General features: G+C 65.3%; 4 protein-coding genes and 1 pseudogene. 2 read left to right on the top strand and 3 right to left on the bottom strand.

The genetic code is table 11. From position 1 onward, the window contains the following. Together A5699_RS02885 and A5699_RS02880 are read right to left on the bottom strand one after the other, a co-directional pair. Nucleotides 1-5,312: non-ribosomal peptide synthetase (locus A5699_RS02885; protein WP_157561053.1), on the bottom strand; the 5,312-nt coding region annotated here is incomplete at its 3' end. A gap of 42 nt (nt 5,313-5,354) precedes the next feature. Further along, nucleotides 5,355-5,588 carry an MbtH family protein gene (locus A5699_RS02880; RefSeq protein ID WP_067765079.1) on the bottom strand — a complete coding sequence of 78 codons (234 nt, stop codon included), beginning with the start codon at nt 5,586-5,588 and terminating at the stop codon, nt 5,355-5,357. A gap of 200 nt (nt 5,589-5,788) precedes the next feature. Between A5699_RS02880 and A5699_RS02875 the strand changes: the two genes are divergently transcribed. Next, on the top strand, nt 5,789-6,292 hold the full coding sequence (locus tag A5699_RS02875) for a DUF2505 domain-containing protein (protein WP_082957543.1): 504 nt from the start codon (nt 5,789-5,791) through the stop codon (nt 6,290-6,292). Nucleotides 6,293-6,714: 422 nt separating this feature from the next. Here A5699_RS02875 and A5699_RS02870 read toward each other — a convergent pair whose 3' ends face one another. Next, on the bottom strand, nt 6,715-8,817 hold the full coding sequence (locus A5699_RS02870) for a RecQ family ATP-dependent DNA helicase (protein WP_067765076.1): 2,103 nt from the start codon (nt 8,815-8,817) through the stop codon (nt 6,715-6,717). Between the two features lie 91 nt (nt 8,818-8,908). Between A5699_RS02870 and A5699_RS02865 the strand changes: the two are divergent. After that, nucleotides 8,909-10,067: pseudogene (locus A5699_RS02865) on the top strand (hypothetical protein); the annotation flags it as partial.

The following is a 10,067-nucleotide window of genomic DNA, read 5'->3' as shown; positions in this document are numbered from 1 at the left end:
GTGACCAGGGTCTCAAGCCCACCGAGCCGCATGCGGTCCAGGGTGGCCAGGACTGTCGGGGTGATCAGGGCGGCGCTGACCTGCTGGCGCTGTATCAGTTCGGTGAGCGCGGCCCCGGCGTACGAATCTCGCGGTGCCACCACGAGCGCCGCCCGTGACGCGACTGCCCACAACCATTCGAACACCGAGGCATCAAAGGTGGGTGCGGCGACCATCAGCACTCGGCCGTGGGCCCCGACCCGGAACAGGTCGCGATGTGCCGCGGCTACGCCCAGCAGGCCTGCATGGGTGACCGCCACGCCCTTGGGGGTGCCGGTCGAACCGGATGTGAAGATCACGTAGGCGGCATCGTCAGTTCCCAAGGGCGCCAGTCGATCCTGGTCGGCGACCGGCTCTGGTCCGAACCCGGAGAGATCCACGGCGTCGAGACGTAGCACCGGGCGCTTTCCGGCGCCCGGCACGGTGTCGGATCCACAGGTGAGGACGCACGTTGCCGCGACGGCGTCCAAGACAGTGGCGATCCGCTCGGCTGGGTTGGTTCGATCCACCGGGACGTACACCCCGCCGGCCTTCAGAACGGCCCACCACGCGGTGACCAACTCGACAGACCGGTCCATCGCCACCGCGACGGCGCACTCGGGCCCCACTCCTACCTCGATCAACTTGCGTGCCAACCGGTTGGAGGAAGCGTCCAGTTCGCCATACGACAGCTGCCTCGGCCCGTCGATGACCGCGACGGCATCCGCGTCGGCCGCCACCGCGGCCGCGAGCAGTTGGTCGATCAAACCGGTAGGTGTCTGGACTCCGGACCCAGACCACCTGTGCCGCAGTAGTTCCCATTCGGCCTGGTCGATCAGGCCGACCTCGCCCACCACGGCCGACGGGTCGGTCACCACCGCTTCGATCACCCGTCCGAACCGGTTCACCAGGCGTTCGACACTGGACTGCTCGAACAGATCCGTCGCGTAGGTGAGCACCCCGGTGGCCATCGGCCCACCGTCGCCGGGCACCTCCCGGATGTCGAAATCCAGGTCGAACTTGGCGGTCCGGGTGAACACCGATTCCTGCTCGACCTCCATCCCGTCGAGCGAAACCGTAGGCAGCACGTTGTTCTGGAAGACCAGGGCGACCTGGAACAACGGGTGATGGGACGTCGAACGCGTCGGATTGAGCTGCTCCACCAACAACTCGAACGGCACATCCTGATTGGCATAGGCATCCAGTGCCTTCTGCTTCACCTGGTCGAGCACTTCCCTGAACCGCAAGGCAGGGTTGACACCCACCCGCAGCACCCAGGTGTTGACGAAGAAGCCCACCAGATCATCGAGCGCTTTGTCGGTCCGTCCGGCGATCGGGGTGCCGAGAGCCACGTCCACGCCGACACCTTCGCGGTGTAGAGCCACTGCCAGCGCGGCCTGCAGGACTATCGACGTCGTGGCGTGATGTTCGGCTGCAACCGTTTTGAGCCCAGCCCAGGTGTGCGTATCGATGCCGAACTCGACAACCTCACCACGATAACTGGGCACCGGCGGTCGGGGACGATCCGTCGGCAGCGACACCACCTCCGGCAGATCGGCCAACTCCTGTCGCCAGTAAGCCAACTGGCCGGCGATCACACTTGTCGGGTCAGACTCATCACCGAGTCGATCCTGCTGCCACAACGTGTAATCGGCGTACTGCACCGGCAACGGTGACCAGTCCGGGGCGCGCCCCGTTGTCCGGCAGGCGTAGGCCAGGCCCACGTCACGCACCATGGGCGCCAGTGACCACCCGTCGAATGCAATGTGGTGCACCACTATTCCCAACACATGCTGCTCGGGACTCAACTCATAGATCCGGGCCCGGACCGGGATTTCGGCCGATAGGTCAAACCGGTAACCGGCCAGGTCCATCAGCTCGCCGGTCACGTCACCGCCCGGCCCGATGGCCGATGACACCACCATCGGGCCGGCACACCGCCACATGCCCGGCTCGGCAGGCAGCACCTGCTGGAACGGCACCCCGTCGACGTCGACAAACACCGTGCGCAGCGACTCGTGCCGCGCGATCACATCATCCAACGCCGCGCCCAACGCCTCGACGTTCAACGCACCGTTGATCCGGAACGCCGTCGGCATGTTGTACGTCGCCACCCCGCCCTCGAACCGGTTCAGGAACCAGAGCCGCTGCTGGGCGAACGACAACGGGATCAGTTCCGGCCGCTGTTGACGCACGAGCGGCGCCCGACTGCCCGAGCCGACAGCGACCCGCGGCGCCAACTCGGCGACAGACGGTGCGTCAAACAGGGTGCGGACGGCCAGATCGGCGTCCAATGTCGTGTTGACATCGGCGATCACCCGCATCGCCGAAAGCGAATCGCCCCCGAGGTCGAAGAAGGAGTCGTCCACCCCGACCCGGTCCAAACCGAGGACCTCGGCATAGATGGCGGTCAGGGTCTCTTCCGTGGGAGTGGCAGGCGCCCGGTAACGGTCGGCATCAATGTATTCCGGAGCAGGCAGGGCTCGCTTGTCGAGCTTTCCGTTGACCGTCAGCGGCAAAGCGTCGAGCACCACGATCGCGGCCGGCACCATGTAGCTGGGCAACCGGTCGGCCAATGCCGCCCGGGCGCCGGCCGGGTCGACGGCACCGACGGAGGTTTCGGTGACATAGCCGACCAGACGTTTGTCACCCGGGCGAGCCTCGCGGGCGACGATGATCGCCTGCTCCACCCCGTCCAGATCGGCCAATGCAGTTTGGATCTCGCCCAACTCGATGCGATACCCACGGATCTTGACCTGCTCGTCGGCACGACCCGAGTACCGCAGTTGCCCGTCGGCACCCCACGACACCAGGTCACCGGTTCGATACATGCGCTGACCGGGGGCACCGAAAGGGCATGCCACAAAACGAGATCCGGTCAACGAACCGCGGCGCCAATAGCCGACACCGACATTCCGGCCGGCCACGTACAATTCGCCCACCACTCCGGCCGGGACCGGTCGAAGCCACTGATCCAGCACGAACAACGCCGCACCGGGCAACGGCGAACCGATCGGCGGAACCCCCGCCCCGGCGGCCAACGGCGCGCTGAGCGCAACCCACATGGTGGCCTCGGTCGGCCCGTACTGATTGATCATCACCCGGTCGGGAGCCCAGCGATCCACCACGTCGGCCGGGCAGGGCTCTCCGCCGACCAGCAAGGCAACCGAATCCAAGCCGGCGGGTGACAACGCGGCCACAGCGGTCGGGGTCAGCCCCAGCACGTTGACCTCTTCGGCGACCAGTAAGGCGTGGAAGTCGTGGGGCGAACGGGCGATCTCCTCGGGAATCACGACCAACCGTGCGCCGGTCAGGAGCGCATTGAAGATCTCCCAGCCCGAGATGTCGAAGCTGTAGGAGTGCCACTGCGACCACACCTGGCCCGACGGCTCCAGGTTCGCGTCGAGGCAGCCGATCAACTGGGTGACATTGCCGTGGGAGATGGCAACCCCTTTGGGCACGCCCGTGGTTCCCGAGGTGTAGATCAGGTAGGCGATGTCGTCAGAGCCGGGTTCCGGCAAGGCACCGCACGGGTAGGTGTCGACCCGCGGATCATCGACGTCGACAAGTGCCAGAGACTGACCGGACAGGCGATCGACCAGATCAGCGGTGCTCACCACCGCAACGGGGTCGGCATCGGAAATCATGAATTCCACTCGGCCCTGGGGGTGGGCCGGGTCGATCGGCAGATAAGCCGCCCCGGTCTTGAGCACCGCCAAGATCGACACGAGTGCCTGGGCACACCTGTTGAACAGCAGCGCGACGCAGCGACCCGGGCCGGCGCCCTGGTCAATGAGAAGGTGCGCCAACCGGTTCGACGCCTCGTCCAACTCGCGATAGGTCATCGCCGCGCCATTGCAGCTGATCGCCACCGCCTCGGGAGCACGGTGGACCTGCGCCGCGAACATCGCCGGGATCGAAACCGCGGTCAGCGGATGCGACAGCATTCCGTGATTGCCGACCTCGAACAGCCGGTCGCGCTCGGCGTCGTCCTGCACAGTCACCGACACCAGTGACCGCGACGAGTCGGCCGTCATCGACAGCAGCACCTGCTGCAGCCGATCCGCCAATTCCGCGGGATCGAGGTTCGACAACGGGTGTCCGACGCCTGCGGTGTTGACGAAAACCTGTTCCCCTGCACTCGAGAAGAACATTCCGAAGCCGCCGACGACGCCTGCGTTGGCCAACGATGCCGTTGCAGCCGCCCCACCGAAGTCCAATGTGAAAGAGGACGGAAGGAAGTTGACACTCACCCGGTTGGCGAGTTGTCCGGCCGCGCGCGAGTTGATCTTGCGCTCGAGCGCCTGGACCGGGAACCGTTGGTGTTCAAGGGCTTCACGGATCCGAAGGTCGACATAGCCACAGAAGTCCGCCACCGAAGTGGCGGGTGCGGCATGAAGCACCAACGGTACGACGCCTGCCAGCATCGCGGGAAGGGTCTTCGTGTCAGGCCCGACGCGACGGCTGACCGGAAAATCCAGGACCACCTCCGAGCCCTCAGACTGCCAGCCGCGCACCAAAAGTGCACAGGCCGCGGTGAGGACCGAGGATCGCGGTAGGTTCAGCGACAGCGCCAGTGCGTCGACCCGGCGCAGTACATCGGGATCCAATTCGACTGGGGCCGAAGGCAGGTACGATTGCGCCGCGCCTTCTTCCGGAAGCCATCGATACTGCGGCTCACTTTCCGGCGGAAGATTCTCGGTCCAGTACGCGCGGTCGCGCAGGTAGTCGTCCGAAGACTCGTAGCCCGATTCGCAGTCGATCAGATCGGACAGCGTCCCGAACAGCGACGGAGGAATCGGCGCCCCGGACACCACCGCGGAGTACACCGAGGCCAGCCGCTGGCCCACCATCGCGATACCGGTTCCGTCCAGCACGATGTGATGGCAGCAACCGACCAGGAAGAACTCGTCGGCCCGGGTCTGGAACAAGGCGAACCGGAACAACGGCCCGGCCAGTGACATCGGCGCACGCTGGATCGACGCCGCAAGTTCACGAGCCTCGCGCACCGGGTCCGGCGAAGACCTCAGATCGTGGAAGTCCGGTTCGACCCCTGGGTAGTCGATCGGCCTCTGGAAGATCTCGCCTCGGGACTCGAAGAAGCCGGCTCGGACCGGTTCGGCTTCCTTCAGCACCCGGCGAATCGCCCAGGCCAGGGCCTCACGGTCCACCGAGCCAGAGATCTTGACGAATAATCCGAGTTGCCACTCGGCACCCGAATCCACCAGATCATGCGCCAGCCATATGTCGAGCTGGGCACGGGTGACCGGCAGCGACTGTTCATCGAACTGCATCAAGACTCTCCCACCGCGAGATCTGATAGTGGTGTCGAGCCGCTAGTTGCCCGAGCCTCGGTCCTGTGCCGCCAGCCGATCGCGGAGGCTCTTCGGCCGGATGTCCGGCCAGTTCTGTTCTATGTAGTCCAAGCAGGCGGCGCGATCAGCTTCGCCGTACACCGCCGTCCAACCGGCAGGAATGTCGGCAAAGGTCGGCCATAGGCTGTGTTGTTCCTCGTCATTGATCAAGACGAGAAAATTGCCATTGTCGTCATCGAACGGGTTGATGCTCACGTGGTCCTCCCCACCTCCGAGTCGACCAGTGAAAGTGCTCAACGATATGGACACAAGGCGGCATCCCCCGCACCTCGCCTCCGCGTTGTTTGTCTCCCGTGGCCGATTTCAGCTACGACTTGACTAGTTGCAGGGCGCCAGCATATCCACTCTTCTTAACGCTGGTGCAGAAATCGGAGATCCCGACGTAGCCTGTTGCTGTGTCGCGGTCATTCGACTTCTCAGTCGACTCTCGAGCCCAAGTAGAGCAAATTTTGTCGGCGTTCGGCGAACGCGACTATTGGCTCGACCGGATGTCGAGGTTCGGAGGCCTCGACACGCTGGCCAGCCTGTCGGTGGAACCCGACGGCACGGTGACCGCCGTGATGGTCAAAGATGTGCGCCGCGGCCAGGAACGGTCGCCGATCGCCAAGTTCCTCCCGGTGCAGTGGCGGGTCGTACAACAGGAGCGTTGGCAGCCCGTCGGCGAGCGGCGGATACGGGGCGAGCTCAGCGTCACACCGCACGGCACTCCTGCGTATGCAGCGGGAACAGCACTGTTGATGCCCACGGCTGCAGGCTCACGGATCAGGTGCGTCGCCACGGTCGAGTTCAAGGCGCCACTGCTCGGCCAGCACGTCGAGAAGATCATGGGCCGGATGCTCACTCAGAACGTCACCGCGCTCCAGGACTTCACTGCCGAGTGGATCGACGTCCACTCATGATCGACCAAAGGGTGCACCACATACATGTGGTTCCATCCAGCGAAATAAGAAGCGCCGGCGCGAGCGCTGGCACCAGCGTCACCGCCGGTAGAACCGTCACGCCACCCCACACGGATGAGGACAGCAAATTCACAGGCAGGCGGCCAGGAGACACAAAACCGGCGTTGCCGTTCTTTGACGGCCCCCATTGAGTTAGCCAGACATTGAAGCCGCACGGCCTTTTCAAGATCGTTTGACTAGAATTTGCGGAGGCAAACAACGGCGAACTTTGGGTGACAGCGACCGCACAGCCGTCTCGCATCGGGGACCTAATCTTCCCGGCGGCAAGAAAGCGATTGTTGACAAGTGAACTAAGTGGAAATGCAAATAAGCCGTCTGCGTTATTCAGGCCTGATTCAAATTTCGGAATATGTCTGCACCGCTCAACTCACGCTTGCCAGCACAAACGGCAATACCTCAGGCGCACCGGCCTCACGCAGCACGCTCGTCGCCATGGTCAGCGTCCAGCCGGTGTCGGTCAGGTCGTCGACCAACAGCACCGGCCCCTGCGGATCGAGTTGCGGTCGTTCCCAGGCACCGTCCAGGGCCGCCACTCGATAAGCCGAATTCACCGCGCTGACCGGTCGGTGTTCTGGCGTGTAGTTCAGGATGCCCAGGTCGGTCAGCCGCCCGATCTGGGCCAGTCGCCGCACGGTCGAGGAGATCAGCAGTGGATGTGTCTGTGAATCCAGGCCCATCACCGCGACCGGACGTCGGTCCCACTCCCAGGCCTTGAGCACCTCGACGGCCGCGCCGATCACATCGTCCGGCACTTCGCCGTCGGGTTCGGCGAGCAACCGCCGCAGCCGCGCCCCCCAGCCCAGGTCGGTGAGTCGTCCGATCGCGCGGCCGGGTGCAGCCCCCTCGGTGATCCGGCCGGACAAGGCCAGGCCCAGGGTACTCAGCCCGGTCGGCCACTGTCTGCGGGGTGCCACCAGCACTCCGGGCCTGGACAGGCGTTGTGCGGTATCGGTCAGAATTTCCTGTGCCACCGCGGCGGGGTAGTGCCGGCCCGTGCAGTTGTCACATCGCCCGCACTGCGCGCCCGATGTCAGCTCGGGATCGTCGAGCTGACTGCGCAGGAACACCATGCGGCAGCCGTCGGTGGACTGGTAATCCAGCATGGCCTGCTGTTCGCGGCGACGCGCCTCGTCCAACGCCCGGTAACGCGCCTCGTCATACGTCCAGGGCACGCCGGTGCCGATCCAGCCGCCTTTCACCCGGCGGACGGCACCGTCGACGTCGAGCACCTTGAGCACCATCTCCAGGCGGGACCGGTTGAGATCAACCAGCGGTTCCAGCGCCTGGGTGGACTGTGGACGGTCGGCCTCCAGGGCCCCGATGACGTTGCGCACCATGGGTTCTGACGGAAAGGCCACGGATGCGAAGTACCGCCAGACGTCCTGATCTTCGGTGCCAGGCAGCAAGATCACCTCGGCGCTGCCACCATTGGTCCTCCTCGCGTCCGGGACAGTCGCGCGCCCGGCACGCCCCACCTGCTGGTAGTAGGCGATCGGGGACGACGGTGCGCCAAGGTGCACCACGAACCCCAGGTCGGGTTTGTCGAAACCCATGCCCAACGCAGACGTCGCCACCAGGGCCTTGACCCGGTTCTCCAGCAGATCGGCTTCCAGTTGCTCGCGCTCGGTAGGGTCGGTGGACCCGGTGTAGGCCGCAACTTTGTGGCCGTTCTCGGCCAACAGTGCGGCCACGTCGTGGGCTTGAGCCACTGTCAAGGTGTAGATGATCCCGGAGCCCGGCAAGGCGTCCAGGTGCGCCGCGATCCAGGCGGCCCGTTGCGCGGGCGTCCTCACCTCGACCACCGACAGCCGCAACGACTCACGGTCCAGGCCGCCACGCAGCACCAAGGTGTCGGATCCGCCGACGCCCAACTGCGCTGCCACATCACCGACGACCCGATCGTTGGCGGTCGCCGTGGTCGCGAGAACCGGTATCTGCGAACCCAATTCACTCACCAACGTGCGGATGCGTCGGTAGTCCGGCCGGAAGTCGTGTCCCCAGTCGGAAACGCAGTGCGCCTCGTCCACCACCACCAGACCCGCGTCGGCCGCCAACGCGGGCAGCACGTTGTCCCGGAAGTCGGGATTGTTGAGCCGCTCCGGGCTGACCAGCAGCACATCGAGTTCCCCATCGGCCACCTGCCGATGGATCGCATCCCACTCGGTGACGTTGCCGGAGTTGATCGTCGCCGCGCGGACGCCGGCGCGCTCGGCGGCGGCGACCTGGTTGCGCATCAACGCCAGCAGCGGCGAGACGATCACCGTCGGACCGTGGCCTGAAGCGCGCAGCAGTTTGGCCGCGATGAAGTAGACCGCGGATTTTCCCCACCCGGTCCGTTGCACCACCAGGGCGCGGCGACGCTGCACCACGAGGGCTTCGATGGCCGCCCATTGATCATCACGAAGCCGCGCCGCGGGGCCGGCCAACTGTTCGAGGATCGACTGGGCCTGCTCGCGGGTTGCCATGGCCCCATGATGCCGACCGGAGCCGACACTCTCCTATTTCGACAAACCCATCCCCTCCCGACACCGGGTCCGGTAGACGTGAAGCATGCATATGGGGGGATATGTAGGGCGCGTCGGCGGGCTGGCCGTTGCCCTCGGGGTGGGATGTGCGGTGACCATGGGGATGGGGTGTGGGGCTGCGACGGCCGACCCCACGGATTCGTCCGCCTCGTCCACCAAGGACACCTCCACCAAGAGGGCAGGCGTCGAGGCTCGCGACCACGAGGCGAAACGAAAAACGACGTCGCGAATCCGCAAGGCCGACGAGTCGGCGTCACCCCGCGAAGCCGTCGACAAGGTGACCACCACAGTGCGTACTGCGGTGCGGGACGTATTGGATTCTGTCGGCCTCGATCGGGCTGATATCGATGTGCCCGCAGCGAAGACGTCACCTACCACCAAGGTTTCGCCGAAGCGCAAGGCCAAGACCGTCGAGCGGCAGCAGCCGGACACCTTGCGAGAACAAGTTCGACACGAAACCGACAGCGAGACAGCCGAGCCGGATACGACGACACCGGTGACCGTCGACGTCGACGCCGCCATCCCCAAGTCAACCCCCACCACCGGGGCCCGCGTGGTGTCGGTGATCACCGTGGATCCGGTTCCGCACCTGCCGGCACCGCCGAAGATCGAGAAGGTACAAATCCGGGAAACCGCCGAGGACGTCGCCGATGTCCCGGCGACGGTGACGCAGGCCATCTCCACCGTGATCAACACCGTGCTCAACCCGTTCTCGGTGAACTCGACGCCGAACGCTCCGGCCGAGCCGCCCACCGCATGGGCCATGTTGGCCTTCGCGCGGCGTGAGTTCGACAAGACGTTACGTCAACCGCAGGACCTTCTGACCCAGGTCGACACCCTCACCAGCGCAGTGACCGCGGCCGGATCCGTCGCCCTCGCGCCCGGCATCGTCGTCCCTCCCGAACTGACCGATCGTGTCGTGGCGACCGCGGGTCCGTCACTGACCGACCAGATCACGGTTCTCGGCATGGAGGCGATGAAGGCCGTCTCCCAGGTCGTCGGGGTCAACATCACGATGAAGCTGGGTGAGCTGATCACCACCCCGACCCCGCCGTGGTTCACCACGATCGGACTGGACGTCACCAAAGAGACCTACGAGGGTGGCGACGTCTGGGTGATCACCCCACCCAACCCCACCGGCGAACGCGTCATTGCCGTGCATGGCAGCGGATTCGTGTACAACCCCAACA

This window comes from Mycobacterium sp. E802 (assembly GCF_001666875.1).
Taxonomy (GTDB): Bacteria; Actinomycetota; Actinomycetes; order Mycobacteriales; family Mycobacteriaceae; genus Mycobacterium.
Note: the sequence above shows the minus strand (reverse complement) of the source record. Positions and strands in the feature narration are given on the sequence as shown.